General features: G+C 71.4%; 14 protein-coding genes. 9 read left to right on the top strand and 5 right to left on the bottom strand.

Translation table 11 applies throughout. From position 1 onward, the window contains the following. Nucleotides 1-76 precede the first annotated feature (76 nt). Complete coding sequence (locus ABZ822_RS25210; RefSeq protein ID WP_360858511.1) at nt 77-862, bottom strand: class E sortase; 786 nt, start codon at nt 860-862, stop codon at nt 77-79. A gap of 267 nt (nt 863-1,129) precedes the next feature. On the opposite strand from ABZ822_RS25210, the gene ABZ822_RS25215 reads away from it, so the two are divergent. Together ABZ822_RS25215 and gntA are read left to right on the top strand one after the other, a co-directional pair. After that, nucleotides 1,130-1,507, top strand: a complete 378-nt coding sequence (locus ABZ822_RS25215) for a hypothetical protein (RefSeq protein ID WP_360858514.1) — start codon at nt 1,130-1,132, stop codon at nt 1,505-1,507. Between the two features lie 449 nt (nt 1,508-1,956). Continuing rightward, on the top strand, nt 1,957-2,661 hold the full coding sequence (gene gntA / locus ABZ822_RS25220; RefSeq protein ID WP_360858517.1) for a guanitoxin biosynthesis heme-dependent pre-guanitoxin N-hydroxylase GntA: 705 nt from the start codon (nt 1,957-1,959) through the stop codon (nt 2,659-2,661). Nucleotides 2,662-2,875: 214 nt separating this feature from the next. Here the strand turns inward: gntA and ABZ822_RS25225 are convergent, their stop codons facing one another. The 3 genes from ABZ822_RS25225 to ABZ822_RS25235 all read right to left on the bottom strand — a co-directional run bounded on the left by ABZ822_RS25225 (nt 2,876) and on the right by ABZ822_RS25235 (nt 6,229). Continuing rightward, nucleotides 2,876-3,661, bottom strand: a complete 786-nt coding sequence (locus ABZ822_RS25225; RefSeq protein WP_360858520.1) for a sterol desaturase family protein — start codon at nt 3,659-3,661, stop codon at nt 2,876-2,878. A gap of 58 nt (nt 3,662-3,719) precedes the next feature. Continuing rightward, entirely contained in the window at nt 3,720-5,027 is a 1,308-nt protein-coding gene (locus ABZ822_RS25230; RefSeq protein WP_360858523.1) for an alkaline phosphatase family protein, read from the bottom strand. Between the two features lie 422 nt (nt 5,028-5,449). Next, entirely contained in the window at nt 5,450-6,229 is a 780-nt protein-coding gene (locus ABZ822_RS25235) for a nuclear transport factor 2 family protein (protein ID WP_360858526.1), read from the bottom strand. A 280-nt stretch (nt 6,230-6,509) separates the two neighbouring features. Between ABZ822_RS25235 and ABZ822_RS25240 the strand changes: the two genes are divergently transcribed. The 3 genes from ABZ822_RS25240 to ABZ822_RS25250 all read left to right on the top strand — a co-directional run bounded on the left by ABZ822_RS25240 (nt 6,510) and on the right by ABZ822_RS25250 (nt 9,442). Then, on the top strand, nt 6,510-7,394 hold the full coding sequence (locus ABZ822_RS25240) for an AraC family transcriptional regulator (protein ID WP_360858530.1): 885 nt from the start codon (nt 6,510-6,512) through the stop codon (nt 7,392-7,394). Between the two features lie 107 nt (nt 7,395-7,501). Continuing rightward, entirely contained in the window at nt 7,502-7,888 is a 387-nt protein-coding gene (locus ABZ822_RS25245; protein ID WP_360858533.1) for a nuclear transport factor 2 family protein, read from the top strand. Between the two features lie 138 nt (nt 7,889-8,026). Then, nucleotides 8,027-9,442, top strand: coding sequence for an FAD-binding oxidoreductase (locus ABZ822_RS25250; protein WP_360858536.1), 1,416 nt, complete (start codon nt 8,027-8,029; stop codon nt 9,440-9,442). Between the two features lie 122 nt (nt 9,443-9,564). On the opposite strand, the gene ABZ822_RS25255 is transcribed toward ABZ822_RS25250, so the two are convergent. Next, the gene (locus ABZ822_RS25255; RefSeq protein WP_360858767.1) at nt 9,565-10,845 is read right to left on the bottom strand and encodes a helix-turn-helix transcriptional regulator; all 1,281 of its coding nucleotides are present in this window, start codon (nt 10,843-10,845) and stop codon (nt 9,565-9,567) included. 442 nt (nt 10,846-11,287) lie between these two features. Between ABZ822_RS25255 and ABZ822_RS25260 the strand changes: the two genes are divergently transcribed. The 4 genes from ABZ822_RS25260 (at nt 11,288) to ABZ822_RS25275 (ending at nt 17,563) form a co-directional block, all read left to right on the top strand. Then, nucleotides 11,288-12,664, top strand: coding sequence for an ATP-grasp domain-containing protein (locus ABZ822_RS25260; protein ID WP_360858539.1), 1,377 nt, complete (start codon nt 11,288-11,290; stop codon nt 12,662-12,664). Next, nucleotides 12,661-14,664 (top strand): PEP/pyruvate-binding domain-containing protein, encoded by a 2,004-nt coding sequence (locus tag ABZ822_RS25265; RefSeq protein WP_360858542.1) that lies wholly within the window; start codon nt 12,661-12,663, stop codon nt 14,662-14,664. The genes ABZ822_RS25260 and ABZ822_RS25265 overlap by 4 nt, the downstream gene beginning before the upstream one ends. Beyond that, nucleotides 14,661-15,953, top strand: coding sequence for an MFS transporter (locus ABZ822_RS25270; RefSeq protein WP_360858545.1), 1,293 nt, complete (start codon nt 14,661-14,663; stop codon nt 15,951-15,953). Before ABZ822_RS25265 ends, ABZ822_RS25270 begins: the two co-directional genes overlap by 4 nt. A gap of 161 nt (nt 15,954-16,114) precedes the next feature. After that, nucleotides 16,115-17,563, top strand: coding sequence for an FAD-binding oxidoreductase (locus tag ABZ822_RS25275; RefSeq protein WP_360858548.1), 1,449 nt, complete (start codon nt 16,115-16,117; stop codon nt 17,561-17,563). Nucleotides 17,564-17,815: the final 252 nt, after the last annotated feature.

Genomic DNA, 17,815 nt, shown 5'->3' on the forward strand with positions numbered 1-17,815 from the left:
CAGATGTCGGGCGGAGGCGAGGGTGTGAGGTGCCGTCAGGGGTGGATCCGGGAGGTGCCGGTGATGGACGGGCCCGTCACGGCGAGGCCGGGGCGCCGGATGCCTTCCGCGTCGAAGCCAGGACGCCGACCTTGTCGATGCGGTGCTCGGGGTTGCCCCGGTCGTCGCGCCAGAAGTTCCCGGCCGCGTCGTCCTCCGGCGTCGCGCACGTCGAGAGGGTGATCACGGCCTCCCGGGGGCGCTCACCGGGGGAGCCCGGGACCGCCGCCCGCTGCTCGGCGAGCGACCGTTCGGAGCGGAAGGAGGTCTTCCGGCTGTCGGTGATCCTGTACTCGTAGATCGTGCCTCCCGACGTGACGATCACCGAATCGCCCTCGCCCAGGGACGGGAGATCGCGCAGGGGCCCGCCGGCGGAGAGGCGGTGGGCCGTCACGAGGTAGTTGCCGACCTGGCCGGGGCCGACGCCGCCCTTCTCCCCGTACGGGCTGGCGGCGACGCCGCGGTTCTGGATCCGCGTGCCCGGCCAGTCGTCGGTCGTGCCCTCGTACGGGACGACGCGCAGGTCCTCCAGGCCGATCGCCGGGATCGTCAGCGAGGCCGGCCGGTCCCGGGTGTCGTTCTCGCGCGGGGGCGGCTCGGTCGAGGGCGTCCCCGGGGCCTGCGAAGGGCTCTCCGACGGGCTCGTCGACGGGCTCTCCGACGGCCGGGACGTCGGCGTCTCGCCGGGTGCCGTCGCCGTGCGGGACTCGCTCCGGGGGGTCATGGTGCCGGCCGCCCCGTCGCCACCGCCGGAGAAGCAGCCGGCCAGTACGAGGACGAGCGCGCCGGCGAGTGCGATCAGTGCCGCGCGGGAACGTGCCATGAACATTCCTGGTCGAAGCGGAGGTGTGTCGGACCGCGGAGTGATCGAGGGTGAGCCCTCTCGTTCCCAGAACATCAGGAACCGATCGGGTCTTCCACTCCTGGGCGCTCCCGTGACAGTGCGCATCCGTACCGGTCCGCAGCGTGGTCGTACGAGTCTCCGGGGCCGTATGCGGTCCCGTCACGGCGATCCGCCCCTGGCTCTCGTTGCTACCCGACGGTAATAATGCGGTGGTCACGTCCGGCCCCACCGACACGGAGGTCTCCGTTGCCCACTGCACCCCGGTCCGCGTCGATGCTCGCCGGCCTGCTCGCCACCGCCGGTGTCGCCCACTTCGTGGCGCCCCGGCAGTTCGACGCGATCGTGCCGAGGTCGCTCCCCGGGCGCGCCCGGACCTGGACCCACATCAGCGGGGCCGTCGAACTCGCCCTCGCCGCAGGCATCGCGTCGCGCCGGACCCGCCGGGTGAGCGGTCTCGCGGCGGCGGGCTTCTTCGTCGCCGTGTTCCCGGCCAACGTCCGCATGGCTTACGACTGGCGCGACAAGCCCGCGCCGCAGAAGGCGGCGGCGTATGCGCGGCTGCCCCTGCAACTGCCGCTCGTGCGCTGGGCCGCCAACGTCGCCACCGACGCGCGAGGGAAGTAGCCGCCGCGCGCGAGCGCGACCTCCGCACCCACCACGGCGCTGCCCGCAACGGGGCGGCCGCTGCCCCGGAACCGTCGCACCCCCCGTTCCAGGGGGGGCGCAGGTCGTCGTGCGAAGCCGCTCCGACCTCCGCCGGCCTGCGCCGCAGCCCCTCGCGCCGAGGGCGATCGGCCCCGTACGAAATCGCCGTCAGGGGGTGCCTTCCCCCCTGCGCGGTCGTGCTGTCATCATGGGGCTCACCTGGGAATTTCGTTGATCGGCCTCGGGCCGTCACAATCACCCACGGACCTTCCCCAGTCTTCAGCGGACGGGACCCCTTCCTGCGTACGGCGCGTGTGTCGACGCTGCCCTCGGGCGCCCGGGTCGCTGCTGGTGGGGCGGGTGGTCATGGATGCGAGAAGGAGATGATCTCCCTTCGAGGAGGCACGTAGGTGGAAGGAAGGCTGGCCATGTCTGCGATGGCGCGTGGTGAGGTCGAGGAGTTCATTCTGGGGGAGAAGTTCTCCTGCTTGGCGGGCCGCTCCGCCTGGCGACGTGGTGGCATCACACATCGGCACTACGACCTGCTGGGGAGTGAGTCGTCCGCGCGGCTGATGGCAGCCGATCTGGCGGAGTTCGTCGCCTCGGCGGACTGGAGCGCCCGGACGTTCACCAGCTTCGTCGCGACCTTCGAGGGTCCGCGCGGTGTGGACGAGCTCCGGTTCGAAGAGCTCCTCTGGCAGCAGCTTCAGCTGCTCCACGAGGAGGACGCCGAAGATCACCACTGGGCCGAGGGCTACTCGTCCGATCCGGATTCGCAGGAATTCGCCTTCAGCGTCGCCGGCCATCCGTTCTTCGTGATCGGCCTGCACGAGACCCACCGCCGGTGGGGCCGCCGTCCTCCCTTCCCGATGCTGGCCTTCAACTCCCACGAGCAGTTCGACCGGATCAAGGGCGCCGGGATGTGGGACCGGCTCGCGGACAAGATACGCAAGCAGGACATCAAGCTGCAGGGCGACATCAACCCGAATCTGTACGAGTACGAGGAGCTGTCCGAGGCTCGTCGCTACTCCGGGCGCCCCAAGCCCGCGGAGTGGCAGTGCCCCTTCGCCGCCCGCGCCGCGCGGGAGCAGGAGCTCGAGCGCGAGCTGGAGATGTCCGTCCCCACGGCCTGACGCTACGACGGCCCGTACGGCTTGACCCGTACGACGGCCCGTACGGCTTGAGTCGTACGGCGTGACCTGACGCCGCCCTTCCCGCACCACGCGGGGAGGGCGGCGTCGCTCCGTCCGGAGCCCAACCGCCCTGCGTACGTCCGGAGCTCGCCGGAGCAGGACCGAACGGGGGGTCATCCCGCTCCGGCGAGCAGCATGCGGCGTCGCCTGTGAGCTAGATCCCGTGCAGGTTCTTGGCGGTGGGCGATGTCGTCACCCCGGCCGGGGCGGGGTAGGTGCCGAAGAGCCGGTCGGCGGTGGCCGCGGTGGTCACGGTGAACCAGTAGTGCTCGTTCTTGTAGTGGTGCAGCCGGTGGTTGCGCCAGACCGCTTTGTAGACCCGGCTGCGCGGCCGGTAGTCGCTGTGGACCAGATAGTGCGTCCACTCGTAGAGCAGCCCGATCGCGGCGACCGTCAGCATGAAGCTGAGCGCCTGGCCCGTCCGCGGGAAGGCGAGCAGGGAGATCGCGTTGTAGCCGATGATCACGTAGATCAGCGATTTCCAGGGGATGAAGAGCAGCGGGATGTTCCGCGGGTCCGCGTGGTGGGCGCGGTGCTTCCTGGCCAGCGGAGTGTCGACCGTGATGCCCGCCAGCCGGCGCGGCCGCCAGTGGAGCACGACGACATGGATCATCCACTCCAGGACCGGGAAGAGCGCGATCAGGACCACGGGCGCGTACACGTCCTCAACGCGCCAGTCACCGACGGAGATCCGCGCCCCGGACAGGAGGAGGAGGGTGGCACCGATCATCCACGGCGACGGGTGGCGCCAGAACTCCCTGGCGGCGCCCCTCAGCGTCATCGCGGTCCGGCGAGAGCCGGTGATCGCGGCCTCGTCCGCCCGTACGCGGGCCCGGGCCTCCGCGTCGACGGTGGCTTCGGTGGCTTCGGTGGCTTCGGTGGCTTCGGTGGCCTTCGTTCGGGCCCGTTGTTCCGGCCGGGCCGACTGCCGTTGGCTCATGACTTCTCCCTAGGGTCGCCGCGTCGGGCGGTCCGGTGACGGACCGCCCGACGCGCGGTCAGTCGACGTCGAAGCCCTGCTCCCGGGCGTGCTCCTGGAGTTTCGCCCATTCGTCCTCGTGGGCGTCGTTGTCGCGGGCTGCGTCCAGGCATGGCGTGGCCTGCACGGACGGAACGTCGTAGCGCGGAGGGGGCGTGGTGACCGGCGGGGTGGAGAAGTCCAGCACCTCGGCCAGGTTGCGGGCATCGGCGTCGCGGACGGTGAGCGGTTCCAGGCCGTGGCGCCACTCGATCATCTTCAGCACCGACGCGTGGTCGTACACGTCGTGCGCCACCCGGCTTCTCGCCCGCGGCGAGATGACCAGGCAGGGCACGCGGAAGCCGCGCAGCCCGGTGCCCAGGTCGGGGCGCGGGTCGGGGCCCTCCGGGGGGACGACGTGGTCGAAGAAGCCGCCCCACTCGTCGTAGTTGACGACGAGGACGGTGCGTTCCCAGTTGGGGCTCGACGTCACGGCCTCGTACACGCCGTTGAGGAAGTTCTGGCCGACACGGATGTCGGAGAGCGGGTGCTCGTCCCCGCTCATCCCGATGCCGGCGCCCAGGAAGCGCGGGTCGACGAAGGACACCGCCGGGAGCTTGCCCGCGGCCGCGTCGGACTTGAACGAGCTGTACTGGCGTGTGATGCCGAGGTACTTGGTCCCCCAGAGGGCGGTGAACGGGACGTCGCTGAAGTAGTAGCGGCGGCTGAGGCCCTTCGCGGCGAGCCGGTCCCAGATGGTCGGGACTTTCACCAGGTCGAAGCTGTTGTGGATCCGGTCCGTCTGCGCGGCGTGCTGGAAGATCCGGTTGGGGTAGGTCTCGGCCATCACGGCGGAGAAGTAGCGGTCGCAGACGGTCCAGTCACGGGCCGCCTTGCCGTAGAAGCCCAGATCGGCCGCTTCGTAGTAGCCGATGGCGAGTTCGTCGTTCCCGCCGGCGCGCAGCCAGCCGTCGCACGCACCGTTGTTGAGCTCCACCCGGCCGCCCTCGTACGAGTGGTCGGGGTCGGCGAAGCCGCAGCCGTTGAAGGCGGTGAGGTGGTGGGTCTCGTGCTCCACGCCGGCCGTGTCCGTGTAGCGGAGTCCGGCCTGCTTGCCGTCCGCTCCGGGCAGCCAGCCGAGGTAGTGGTCGAAGGAACGGTTCTCCATCATCACCACGACGATGTGGTCGATGCCGGAGTCCCCGGGGGCGGGCAGTGCCGCCGCGGGGGCGTAGCGGCTGCGCGTCTCGCCGGTGGCCGGTCCCGCGGCCAGTGTGCCGGCGGCCAGTGCCCCCGCGGCCGCGCCCGCTCCCGCGAGGAACGACCGCCGCTTCATGTGCTCGCCCATCCTGGTCCTCTCTGGATCAAATGGTGGGTTCGCCTCTGTCCGAGGCTCCGGGCCGAGGCCTGAGTGCAGCGGTCGCAATTGTCATGGGCACTGCCCGTGTATGGGATGGGTTGTGATGACTTTTGAGTAGTGGTCAGGGGAAAGCGGCATGACGGCTGGTGGCGCGCTGAGTAGGCAGGGCGCGCTCCTCGCCGACCCGGGGAGACGCGGCGTACGCGCCCTCGTCACGGCCCGGACGAGGGCTGCCGGCGGGCGTACGCGGACGCGCGGCGGCCCTTGCGGGAGCGCGTAACGGCCGCGGTGAGCGCGCGCGACGGCCGTACGGGAACCCGCGACGGCCGTACGGAAACCCGCGACGGCCGTCGCGCGCGAACGCGGAAAGGCCCGCTCCGCACCGGAACGGGCCCCTGTTCTGCCGAGGTTCAGAACTTGCCGCTGTTGCTGGCCTCGGCTGCCGTGGGGATGGGCTCCGCATTGTCCCAGTGCTCCACGACGAGTCCGTTCTCCAGCCGGAAGATGTCGAAGACGGCCATCGGGGTTCCGCCCCAGTCGGCTTCGCTGAGTGTCACGACGAAGTTCCCCTGCCCGATGAGGCGGTGCACCTTTCCGTACGTGAGCGCTTTCCCCTCCGCGGCGAGGCCGGCCGTGAACGCGGTGAACCCCTCGATGCCGTCGGCGACATGGGGGCTGTGCTGCACATAGGAGTCCGCGGAGACGAATTCACCGATCCGCCCGGTCTCTCCGCCCTGCAGGACGACCGCGACGAACTCCGCGACCCTGGCCTTGTTCTCCTCGGTCCGCTCCAGATCCGTGACCCGCGTCTCCCCGTCGGTCTGCGTGTGCCCTGACGGCGTGGTGAGCCCGCCCTGCACGATGGTGTCCCAGTGCTCGACGATGCGGTCGTTCTCATCGGTGTCGAACAGGTCGGCCGTCACCCACCGCGTGGATCCGCCGAGTGTCTGGGTCACGTGCAGAAAGACGTACGGGCCGTCCTCGATGGCCCGCACCACCTCGATCTCCCGCTGCGGATTGCGGGCAAGGAAGGACGCGAAGAACGCGCGGAATCCTTCCTTGCCGTCCGCGACGCCCGTGCTGTGCTGGATGTAGCGATCGCCGGTGTACCGGTCGAGGGCCCGCTCGATGTGGCCGTCGCGAATTCCTTCGAGGTACAGACCCAGTGCGCTGTCGAGTTTGGCTGTCATGAGATGTCGATGTCCCTGAGCGAGTCGTCCGGCGGGCATGTCGGTGGTAGGGGCGGAGAGACGCGCGAGACGGTGTGCGGAGCCGCCCGCGATTCCCGTACGGTACGGAATTCCGGTCGTGCGCACGGCATTTCCGTATCCGCCGTGACGGCGCTTTCCGGCTCCTTGCCCGGGCCTTTCTCCGGTCCCTCGCTCCCGCGTCCAGGCTAGCCGCGACGCCCTCGCCGGACCGGATACGCTGGGGACATGTGATGGTCAAAATCCGACAGGAGGGGGAGCGATGATCCCCGAGTTGGCGTTCACCCCTCCCGTCGGCACCCCCGCCGGGGTCGAGGTCCTCTCACTCGCCGATCTCCGTGACCGCGCCCGGCCCGAACAGCTCGCCGGGCCCAGCCGGCACGACTTCCACGTCCTGGTCACGCTCACCGGCGGATCCCTCGGGCACACCGTCGACTTCACCGGGTACACACTCGAACCCGGATCGTGGCTCTGGGTGCGGCCCGGGCAGGTCCACCAGTGGGGGGACCCCTCGCGCGCCGAGGGCACGCTCATCCTCTTCGAGCGGGACTTCCCCGACCCCGCCACCGCGGCAGCCGCGCGCCTCGACGAGCCGTACGCCCCGGTCGTACGGACACCGCACGGCGACGAGGAGGACGCGCTGCGCGCCGCGGCCGGCCTCCTGGACCGCGAGTTCCACGCGGCCCTGCGGATGCCGGTCGACGTCCACGTGGCGGTGATGCGCCACCTCCTGGCCGCGGTCGTCCTGCGCCTCGCGCACCTCACCGGGCCGTCCGGAGGTGCGGCGCCCGAACCCGGCACGGCGTACGCGCGGTTCCGCGACGCGGTGGAGCGGGGCTTCGCCGGCAGCCGCCGCCTGGAGGACTACGCGCAGGCGCTCGGGTACTCCTCCCGCACGCTCTCCCGGGCCACGCTCGCCGCCGCCGGCGTCGGGGCGAAGGAGTTCATCGACCGCAGGGTGGTCCTGGAGGCCAAGCGCATGCTCGCCCACAGCGAGCTGTCCGCGGCCCGGATCGCGGCGCAGCTCGGCTTCTCCAGCGCCACCAACTTCAGCAAGTACTTCCACAAGCACACCGGGCGGACCCCGGCCGCCTTCCGCGACGTCGCCCGCGGTCGGCCCGTCCCGCCGAGGACGGGCCGGTCCTGACGGCTCCGGTCCGTGGGTGCATGGTCACGAACCGACACGGCCCGGAGGGTGCGCAGGAGTCTCCCGGACACTTCAGTCGCAGAAAGGGAATGCGTACGGTGGTTGTCATGAGCGACAACGATCTCGAACGGAACAAAGCCTCGGCGCAGGCCTTCTACGACCTGTTGTTCAATGCGTGCAAGCCCGCGCAAGCCTATGACACCTACGTCGGCGACACCTATGTTCAGCACAATCCGCTCGGTAAGGACGGCCGAGGGGATTTCGTCGACTACTTCGAGCGCATGGCCGCCGAATTCCCCGGAAAACGCGTGGAGTTCAAGCGCGCCGTCGCCGAGGGCCGGTACGTCGTCCTCCACTGCCACCAGATCTGGCCGGACCAGGAGTACGCCGGTATCGACATCTTCCGCTTCGACGACCACGGCAAGATCGTCGAGCACTGGGACGTGCTGCAGCCGATCCCCGCCGACTCCACCAACCCCCACGGGATGTTCTGAGCCACGGGTCGCGCCCCGGCTCCGTTCCCCGCGGTGCGCCTCCCGCATGCGGGCCCCACCCCGCCCGCCTAGCGTGGAGAGAAGGGGGCCGGTGGCGGCGAGTCGCGCCGCCGCCCGACCTGCGCACGAGGTGACGCCATGCCGGACACATCCCCCGCAACACCGCCGGTCATCGACGAGCGGGCGCTGGCGGAACGCCTCCGCTCGGCGCTGCGCGGCGAGACCATCGATCGCGAGCACCCCGCGTACGACGGGGCCCGTCGTGTGTGGAACGGCGTGATCGACCGGCACCCCGCGGTGATCGCAAGGTGCGCGGGCACCGCCGATGTCGTGGAGGCGGTGACCGTCGCACGCGAGCAGCGCCCCGTCGTCGCCGTTCGCGGAGGCGGGCACCAGGTGGCGGGCAGCGGCGTGTGCGACGACGGGCTGGTCATCGATCTGTCGCGGATGAAGGGCGTGCACATCGACCCCTTCGCCCGGACCGCCCGCGTGCAGGCCGGGGTGACCTGGGGCGAACTCGACCGCGAGGCACAGCTCTTCGGGCTCGCCACACCAGGCGGTGAGGTGTCGATCACCGGCGTCGCCGGGCTCACCCTCGGCGGCGGTATGGGCGTGCTGATGCGTGCCTACGGTCTGAGCTGCGACAACCTCCGGTCCCTCGAGATCGTCACCGCCGACGGCATGGTGCGTACGGCGAGTCACGACCGGGAGCCGGACCTGTTCTGGGCGGCCCGCGGCGGGGGCCGCGGCCTCGGTGTGGTCACGTCCTTCGAGTTCGATCTGCACCCGCTGGGCCCCGAGGTCGCCACGGCGCAGGTCATCTACCCGTACGAGAACGCCGAGACCGTCGTGAAGAACTGGCGCGACGCCGCCCTGGCGTCCCCGGAGTCGGTCTCCCCGGAACTCGCTCTCTGGAGCGTCCCGCCGGACCCGGCCCTCCCTGCGGAACTGCACGGCCGGAAGGTCGTCTTCGTCGTCGGCGTCCACGCCGGACCCCAGGGTCCCGAGGCGGACGCGGCCCTGGCGCCGCTGCGGCAGCTCGCCCCGCCGCTGGCCGACCTGAGCGGGCCGATGCCGTACGTCATGGTGCAGAGCGCGCAGGACCCCATGTTCCCGGACGGCGAGCGGTACTTCATGAAGTCCCACTTCGCTGAGGAGCTGTCCGACGACGCCATCAGGGCCGTGCTGGAGAGCGACGCGCGGCGGCCGACCCCGCAGTCCCTGATCGTCTTCAGGACGCTCGGCGGCGCCGTGGCCCGGGTCCCGGAGGACGACACGGCGTTCGCCCACCGGTCGGCCCGCTTCAACGTCAGCTTCGACGCCGGCTGGAGCGACCCGGCCGTCGACGCCACCGCCATCGGCTGGGCGCGCTCCGCATGGGAGGCGATGAGGCCGTACGCCAGCGGAGGCGCGTACATCAACTTCGCCGGGCTCGGCGAGGACGCCGAGGAACTGGTCGACGCCGTCTACGGGCCGCACGAGAAGCGGGTGGACCACACACGCGCGACCTACGACCCCGAGGGGATCTTCGCCCCGGCCGCTCGCATGCCCTGAGCGCCGCGCCACCTCACTGCGAAGCGCCCCCACCGGCGCCCCTCCACCGGCGCCCCCGTACCCGCCCCGGCGCCGAACTCCCGCCGCACGAGCGGCGCCCTCAGGCCGCACGAGCGGCGCCCTCAGGCCGGGCTGAGGCGGTGGTGCGCGGTGGCCGAACGCGGCGGCCACGCCTGCGGGTCGAGGATGCCCAGTACGTAGGCGCGGCTGATGAGCGCAGGCCGTGTCGGTGCGCCCAGCAGGTCCCGGAGACGGCTGAGGTGGTAGTCCACGGTCTGCCGGGACAGATGGAGGGACGCGGCGATCTCCGCGTTGCTCTGCCCGGCCGCCAACAGCGAGAGGATACGTATCTGCGCCGGGGTGAGCGGGGGCAGCGGCTGGTGCGGCAGGCTCTGGTGGGTGAGCACGGCCCAGACCCTGCGGGCGCGTGACGGGGTGCGGCCGACCGGCGTGAGGAGCAGCTTGCCGCGCCACTGGAATCCACGCGCGTCGATGAACGCCGCGCTGGTGCGGATACGGCGTCTGCGACGCGCGATGAGGTCGTTCCAGCGGCTGTGCAGCGAGCCGAGATCGCCCTCGGCGGCGAGGAAGGTGTGGGCGGGCCGCCCGATGAGGTCGGGAACGGTGACGTGCAGGAGGTCGGCGGCCGCCGTGCTGGCCTGCCGTATCCGGCCGCCCGCGGACAGCAGGACGCAGGGCAGCCCGCTCTGGTCCCGGAGGGCCTGGAGGTCCGCTTCGACGGCGATGCGCTCGCTCAACGTGCGGGTGTAGTCCGTGATGTCGGCATAGATGCCCGCCACGCAGGCACCGGACTCCTCCTTGACGGGGAAGCGGTGGCCGACGGCCTGGCCGGGACTGCCGTCGGGGTGGTGATAGGTGAGGCTGTGCCGGACGGGCTTGCCCGCGGACAGCACTTCGCGGTCCATCGCGAGGAACAGCGCGGCGTCCTCCGGCGAGTCGAGGTCGGAGACGGTGCGGCCGACGATGGCGTCCGGCGTGGTGTCGTAGAGGTGTGCGTACGCGTGGTTGACCCACAGATAGCGGCCGTTCCGGTCCCGGATGAAGGCCGCCGCGGGGGCGAAGGCGGCGAACGCGTCGTAGCGCCGGTGGTCGGTGGCGTGCCCGGTGACGTCGATGGCCAGGCCCCGCAGTCCCGCGAGGCTGCCGTCGGCGCGCCGCTGCGGGCTCGCCGTCACGTCGAAGACCCGACCGCGGAACTGGGTCTGCCAGCGCCCGACTTCGCTCCCGCGAAGCGTTGCGCATTCGCTCCGCAGGCTGTCCAGGAGCTGCTGGGCGGCCTCCGCGTCCTCGAGCGCACCGCCCCCGCTGTCGATGAGCCGCATGTCCGGGCCCGCTTCCCACCAGGCCACGGGCATCTCCGCCAGCAGCGTGCCGAGGCTCATCTCGTCCACGGGAGCGCCTCCTTGTGATGCGGGTCGTCGCCGGTGCCGAGGCATGTCATCTCCATGGTTTCCAAACTATTCCTGTCCAAGCGCTCCGGTCACCGGGGCCTGGCCACATCACGCCACGTCAGGCGGGCCGAAGGCGGGCCGAATCACCTCGCAGGGGCGGCCGCCGGCGCCTGCCGCGTCACCATGGCAGCGGACCGGAACCGAACGCTCCAGCTCGCCCCCATTCAGGCATTTGCCTGAGTGTCCGTCATGTTCCCTGCAACCACAGGCTGTTGCCGACTGATTCTCTTGAGTAGTCGGCGGAGCGGACGGGCTTCGCGGATGCGTGTCCCGGATACGCCCTTCGCGGACGTCGTTCCCGGCGATGCGCAGTGGTCCGGACGTCCTCCGGACCGCCGACCTGTCGTCCACCGGACCAAGGAGTCGGATTCCCATGAGCATCGTGCTGTTCGTCTACGCCAAAGGCGGGCCGCCGTTGGAGTACGCCCTGTCCAAGGCCGCCGCACAGGCAGAGGTGCACCTCCTCGCCCTGAGCGAACCCCCGCCCTCCTCCAAGGACGCCTGCGCGCGGCTGTGCGCATCCGTCACCTTTCCCTCCCCGCAAGGGAAACAGGACCTCGTCGAACTCATCGTGGAACGCGCCCGGGCCGTGTCCGCCGACGCCGTGACGACGCTGTCGGAGTACGCCGTCGTCGCGGTCGCCGCCGCCTGCCGGGAGCTGGGTCTCCCCGGGGCGGGCGAGAACTCCGTCCTCGCCCGCGACAAGCGGCTGATGCGCAGGACCTGGGAACTGCGCGGGGTGCCGCAGCCGCGCTTCCGCCATGTCGTCACGGCCGACGACCTGGAGGAGGCGGCGCGCACCATACCCTTCCCGATGCTCCTCAAGGCGGCCTGGAGCGCCGGTTCGACGGCCCATCAGATCATTTCGGCGCCGGAGGAGATGGACGCCGCCTGGCAGCGGGCGCGACGGGTCATGGCGGAGTCCCAGCAACTCGGGTACGCCGAACTCCATGTGCCCGACGCGGGCGAGGACTTCCTCGTCGAGGAGATCGTCGTGGGCACGCCCGAGGGCTGGTTCACCGAGCAGGGCTGGGGCGACTACGTCAGCGTCGAAGGCATCGTGGCCGACGGCGTCTACCATCCGATATGCCTGAGCGGACGGCTCCCGACCGTCGCCCCGTTCACCGAGCGCGCGAGCATCACCCCCGTCGCGCTGCCGCGTGCCGTGGAGGACCGGATCGTCGAGCTGTCCCGCGCCGCGGTGGACACCCTCGGACTGGAGAACTGCGGTACGCACACCGAGATCAAGCTCGGCCAGGACGGCGAGATGTGGGTCATCGAGACCGCCGCCCGGTTCGGCGGGGCCATGACGGTGCCGCAGATCGAGGAGGTCTTCGGCCTCGACCTCGTCGGCATGCTCGTCGAGCATCTGCTGGGCCGTACGGTCGACTGGCCGGACTCCATCCTCACCCGCGAGGACTCCCGCGGCGCCGCCGGTTCGCTCGTGGTGCTCGCCGTCGACTCCCACGGCGAGCCATGGCCCGACCGCAGGTTGTGGGACTTCCCCGCGGTGGACTGGCCCTCCCTGGTCAGCGACGGCAGCCGGCTGTCGGTCGTGAGCGAGCACTCCCTGACCGACGGCACGCCCGTGCCCGTCTACGACCCGGCCGCCGGTGCCAACACCATGGCCGCCCTCTGCCTGCTGAACGCGGTCGACCCGGTCACTGTCGTACGGGACTTCGAGTCGCTGGTCGACGCCATGCCCCGGGTCCTCCCGGCCGCCGAGTGCACCGAGGGGGTCCGGCGATGACGGCGCTGCGCGCACACACAGGGCCCGCCGACGCCGGGGTCGACTCCACGGTCATCGGCGAGAACCTGTCGCTGCCCATGTTCCGGCGGCTCTCCGGCGTCCTGGCCGGGCACCCGTACCTCAAGGTCGTCGTGGACCGCGAGCAGTCGACCTGGCACCTGCTGGACACCGCCGTCCACCCGTTCCACGTCAACTACATCGCCGTGACGATCCTCGGCATGGACCTGGGCGAACTCGACGCCCGGCTGGACGCGTTCAACGCCTCCGTCTACACCGCCCCCGAGCGCCGGTTCCTGCTGGGCATCCTCTCGCTGCACACCGACCCCGAGAACGACGACCGGCCCTTCCTCGTCCTGGAGACGACCGAGGCCGACACCATGCACGGTGCGCTGCTGGAGGAGTTCTACACCTTCGTCCGCGAACGGCTCGACGGGCGGCTGCCGTTGCTCCTCAAGCCCGCCAACCACCGCCAGGAACAGGAGCTGACGGCCGTCAGCGACGTCCGGGTGCCGCGGATCCTCAGCCACCAGCTCTTCGGCAACCGCACGCGGACGCCGCTCAACCCGGGCGAGGCCGTGGGCCGGCTGCGCTACTTCCGCTCCGCGGAGGAGTACCGGGAGGCAGCGGCGGCGCTCGGCTGGTCCGACATCGTCGCCATGGACTGCGTCCCCGACGACGTGCCGCGCGTCGCCGGCTTCATCAACGCCGCCCCGATCACGCCGCTTTCGCACACCAACGTGCTGGCCTCGGGATGGGGCATACCCAACGCGATCGTCCGTGACCTCGCCGGACTCGTGGAGCCCGAGGACCTCGACGGCGCCTGGGTCCGCTACCGGGTGCGCGAGGACGGCATATCGCTGACCCGGCTCAGCAGCCCGCCCCCGCTGGAGGCCCCCTCCTGGCACCAGCAGCGCGTCCTCCTCGAACCGCCCCTGCTGGAGGACGCGCCGGCCCTGGCCCTGGACCGGCTGCGCCGCACCGATCACGACCGGTACGGCACCAAGGCCGCGAACCTCGGCGAGCTCCACCACGTCCTCGACAGCCGCAGCGCCGACCTCACCGCCTTCTACGGCCGTCCCCGCCCGCCCCGGCAGGATCTCTACGGTCATCTCGCCGCCCGCCTCGGCGTCCCGGACCAGGACGCGGACACCCTCCGCAGGGCCGCGGCGGACTTCGTGGCCGGGACCGTCACGGCACCCGAGGGCGTGGCGCTGCCGTTCTCCCTCCAGCACCGCTTCCTCACCTCCTCGCCGCCCATCCAGCAGGCCATCGGCAAGCTGAAGATGGCCCTGGAGCTGGAGGCCACCGACATCGTGGACCCGCTCTGCCTGCACCTGCAGAACCTGATCCGCAACACCCCCATGCCCGAGGAGGTCACGCGCCAGATCGTCCAGGCCTTCCCCAGCCATCTGAACCCGGGCGGACGCCTGGTGGTGCGGTCCTCCTCCAACGCCGAGGACCTGCCCGGCTTCTCCGCGGCCGGCGTGTACGACTCGGTCACGTCCGTCTCCGGTACGGACGAACTCCTGGACGCCGTACGCCAGGTGTGGGCCTCGCTGCTCACCCCGCGCAGCGTCCATCTGCGCCGCCAGGCCGGGATCTCCGTGGACGACACCTACATGGGCGTCATCATCCAGCGGTACACGCCCGCCGCCCTCGGCGGCGTGCTGGTGACCTGCAACCCCACCCAGCGCGAAGACTTCCGCAACGTCTACCTCAACTGCGCGCCGGATTCCCCGGAGAAGGTGGTCGAGGGCGCGGTCCTGCCGCTGCAGTACCTCTACAACACGGTGGAGGGCGGCGGCCGTACGGTCGGACTCGGCTCCGCCTCCGAGGACCTTCCCGCGGAAGCCCGTGACCGGCTGGCCGATCTCGCCCTGACCGGGCGGCTGTTGCAGTCCCACTTCAGCGGGGCCGACGGCGGGCCGCTGGACATCGAGTGGCTGATGACGGACGAGGGCGGCTTCCGCCTCGTCCAGATCCGCCCGTACGCGCTGTGAGCGGGCGGCTTCCGGGACGCGGCGGGACGTCGGCACGGAGCGACGTCCCGGCACCGGCGCGGCGGATCATCGCGCTCAACAACGGGTTCCAGCTGCTGTTCAACCTGTTGTGGTGGATGCCGGTCTTCTACGCCTACCAGCGCGAGGCGGGGCTGTCGGACGCCGAGATCTTCGGCATCCAGTCCATCTACTACGTGGCGTTCTGCCTCTTCGAGATCCCCACCGGTCTCGTGGCCGACCGCATCGGGGCCCGCAACTGCCTGCGGATCGGCGCCGTGGTGATGACCGCGGCCAATCTCACCCCGGTGTTCTCGCCGGACTACGGCGGCTTCCTCGTCCACTTCCTGCTCATCGCGGCGGGGCGCTCGCTCACCTCGGGAGCGGCCAGCGCGTACCTCTACGACGCGCTGCACGTCCACGGCGCGGGCGAGCACTACCTGCGGGCCGAGGGCACCTCGCGGGCGCTGGGTCTCGCGGCGAAGGTCGTCTGCTGGCCGCTGGTCGGCCCGTTGATGGCCCTGGCCCACCCGGCGCCGTATCTGCTGAGCGCCGCCAGCGCGGCCGCGTCGCTGGGCTGCGTCCTGGCGCTGCCGCGCCTGGTCTCCCGGCCCGGCCGGCTGCCGGGGAAGGGGGGCGGCGAGATCTGGAAGGAGGCGCGGACCGCGGTGCGCTGGGCGTGCACCACGCCGTGGCTGGCGCTGGTCATGGTGCAGGGCGTGGCGGTCTTCACCCTGTCCCGGATCTGCCAGGTGAACCTCTTCCAGCCGATCCTCATGGCCGAGGGCGTCCCCGAGACCTCGCACGGCGGGATCCTCGCCGCGATGACGGTCGCCGAGGCCATCGCCTCGGCCCGCCCCCAGTGGATGGGCCGGCGCCTCGGCGCGGTGAACCTGGTCTCGTTGCTCAGCGTGGTGATGGCCGGGGCCCTGGCGGCCATCGCGTTCGGCGGTGCGGTCTCCGTCGTGGTGCTGCTGTGTGTGTTCGCCGGGGCCACCGGCTTCGCGTACCCGATCCAGCGGAAGCTGATCAACGACGCGATTCCGCGCGAGGCGCCGAGGGCCACGCTGCTGTCGATCGAGAGCATCGTGGACCGGGCGGTCTGCGCCGTGGCGGCGGTGGCGGCCGGTGCGTATCTGGCGGCGGACCGGCTGGACGCGCTGCTGTGGCACAGCGCCGTGGTCACGGGCGTGGTGATGCTCGGCGTCCATCTCGTCCTGTTGCGGAGGAGGCGATCGGATCATCGGCCGGACGTTGCACCGCTCAGGGGCAAGGTCTCCACGAAGGGGTGACGGCCCCGCGGTTCGGTGCGCTGGACCGCGGGCCCGCCCGGAGCCGCCGCCAGACTGCACACCGCCAGGGAACACGGCGCTCATGAAGTGGGTGTGCGATGACGGCGGTCAGCAGACGAGGGCTTCTCCGGGGTGGTGCGGCCACCGCCGTCACGGCGGCGGTGGCCGCACCACCCTTCGCCGGGTTCGGCGGGCTGGTCCATGCCGCGCCGCGCGGCGCCACGCTGCCGGACGTCGCGTGGGAGGACCTGGCCCGCAGGCTCGACGGGACGCTGATCCGCCCCGAGGACGACGGGTACGGCGAGTGGGGCCACCCGCAGAACCTCCGCTACGACGCCCGGCGCCCCGCGGGAGTCGTCGTCTGCCACACCGGCCGCGACGTGCGGACCGCGATCCTCTGGGCGCAGCGGACCGGCACCCACCTGGTCGCCCGCTCGGGCGGGCACAGCTACGGCGGTTACTCCGCCACCCGTGGACTGCTGGTGGATCTGGGCCAGTTGAACGCGGTGCGGCCCGACCGCGAGACCGGCACGGTCACCGTGGGCGCGGGCGCACGGAACAGCGGCATCTACACCGCTCTCCAGCCGCACGGCCGGGCCGTCTCCGCGGGACGCTGCCCGACCGTCGGCATCAGCGGGCTGACGCTGGGCGGCGGTTTCGGCTTCAGCTCCCGCGAGCTGGGCCTGACGGCCGACGCCCTGGAGCGGACCACCGTGGTCACGGCGGCGGGCAACGCCCTGGTGTGCGACGAGAAGCAGCACGCCGATCTGTTCTGGGCCTGCCGGGGCGGCGGCGGAGGGAACTTCGGGGTCAACACCGCGTTCACCTTCCGCACGACGCCGGTGGACCGGGTGGCGGTCTACCAGCTCGACTGGGCCTGGCAGGACGTGCCCGCGGCGTTCGCGGCCGTCCAGGCCCTGGTGCTGCGGGCCCCGAACGCGCTCTCCTGCCGCATCGGCGGCGGCAGCGCCGGCCGGACCCGTGCGGAGATCGCGGCCAACCGGAAGGTGTCGGCCATCGGGCAGTTCTTCGGGACGGAGGACGACCTGCGGGATCTGCTCGCACCGGTCCTGAGTGCCGCCCGGCCGGAGCGCGTGCTGATCCAGGGCCGCACGTTCTGGCAGGCCAAGGACTTCCTCTACCACAGTGTCCCGAGCGACCGGTACGCCGTGACCTCGGCCTATCTGGACCAGCCGCTCCCCGGTCAGGGGGTCGGCACGTTCATGGACGCGATCGACGCGTGGCCCGGCAGCTCCAACCCGGACGGCGCCGGCATCGCCCTGTTCGCGTGGGGCGGCGCCATCGGCGAAGTCGGGCCGCGCGAGACCGCGTTCGTCCACCGCACCGCCCGCTTCCTGCTGGCGGCCGAGACGACATGGGCGCGGGAGGACGACGCCGCACGCGTCGCGGAGAACCTCCGCTGGCTCCGGGAGCTGAGCCGCGCGCTGGACGCGTACGGGAACGGGCAGGCGTACCAGAACTTCATCGATCCCGGCCTGCGGGACTGGCGGCGCGCGTACTACGGCGCCAACTATCCGCGGCTGGCCGAGGTGAAGCGCCGATACGACCCGAAGAACTTCTTCCACTTCGCGCAGAGCATCACCGGCTGACGGAGGACGCCTCCGTTTGCGGCCGGGATCCCCTCGCGGATTCCGGCCGTGCATCTCCACGGCCGGGCCCTGATCTCGGCCATGCGGCGGATACGCAAACCGGCCACGACCTCGCATCATGCGGGACAGCGCAGCGCGCACCGCCGGTGAACGAGGACCGGACGTGCTCCGTACTTCCGGGCACACTGCCGCATCCCGGAAGGAACCCGCCACGGTGAATCGGTTCACGGCCGCGCGAAGACGCGGCCCTGG

Source organism: Streptomyces sp. NPDC047108 (genome assembly GCF_040643575.1).
Taxonomy (GTDB): Bacteria; Actinomycetota; Actinomycetes; order Streptomycetales; family Streptomycetaceae; genus Streptomyces.

What these genes read in the sequence shown, in the direction of transcription:
- ABZ822_RS25210 (WP_360858511.1), bottom strand. Translation starts at nt 862, where the DNA reads ATGGCACGTTCCCGCGCGGCACTGATCGCACTCGCCGGCGCGCTCGTC.
- gntA (WP_360858517.1), top strand. Translation starts at nt 1,957, where the DNA reads ATGTCTGCGATGGCGCGTGGTGAGGTCGAGGAGTTCATTCTGGGGGAG.
- ABZ822_RS25225 (WP_360858520.1), bottom strand. Translation starts at nt 3,661, where the DNA reads ATGAGCCAACGGCAGTCGGCCCGGCCGGAACAACGGGCCCGAACGAAG.
- ABZ822_RS25230 (WP_360858523.1), bottom strand. Translation starts at nt 5,027, where the DNA reads ATGGGCGAGCACATGAAGCGGCGGTCGTTCCTCGCGGGAGCGGGCGCG.
- ABZ822_RS25235 (WP_360858526.1), bottom strand. Translation starts at nt 6,229, where the DNA reads ATGACAGCCAAACTCGACAGCGCACTGGGTCTGTACCTCGAAGGAATT.
- ABZ822_RS25240 (WP_360858530.1), top strand. Translation starts at nt 6,510, where the DNA reads ATGATCCCCGAGTTGGCGTTCACCCCTCCCGTCGGCACCCCCGCCGGG.
- ABZ822_RS25245 (WP_360858533.1), top strand. Translation starts at nt 7,502, where the DNA reads ATGAGCGACAACGATCTCGAACGGAACAAAGCCTCGGCGCAGGCCTTC.
- ABZ822_RS25250 (WP_360858536.1), top strand. Translation starts at nt 8,027, where the DNA reads ATGCCGGACACATCCCCCGCAACACCGCCGGTCATCGACGAGCGGGCG.
- ABZ822_RS25255 (WP_360858767.1), bottom strand. Translation starts at nt 10,845, where the DNA reads ATGAGCCTCGGCACGCTGCTGGCGGAGATGCCCGTGGCCTGGTGGGAA.
- ABZ822_RS25260 (WP_360858539.1), top strand. Translation starts at nt 11,288, where the DNA reads ATGAGCATCGTGCTGTTCGTCTACGCCAAAGGCGGGCCGCCGTTGGAG.
- ABZ822_RS25265 (WP_360858542.1), top strand. Translation starts at nt 12,661, where the DNA reads ATGACGGCGCTGCGCGCACACACAGGGCCCGCCGACGCCGGGGTCGAC.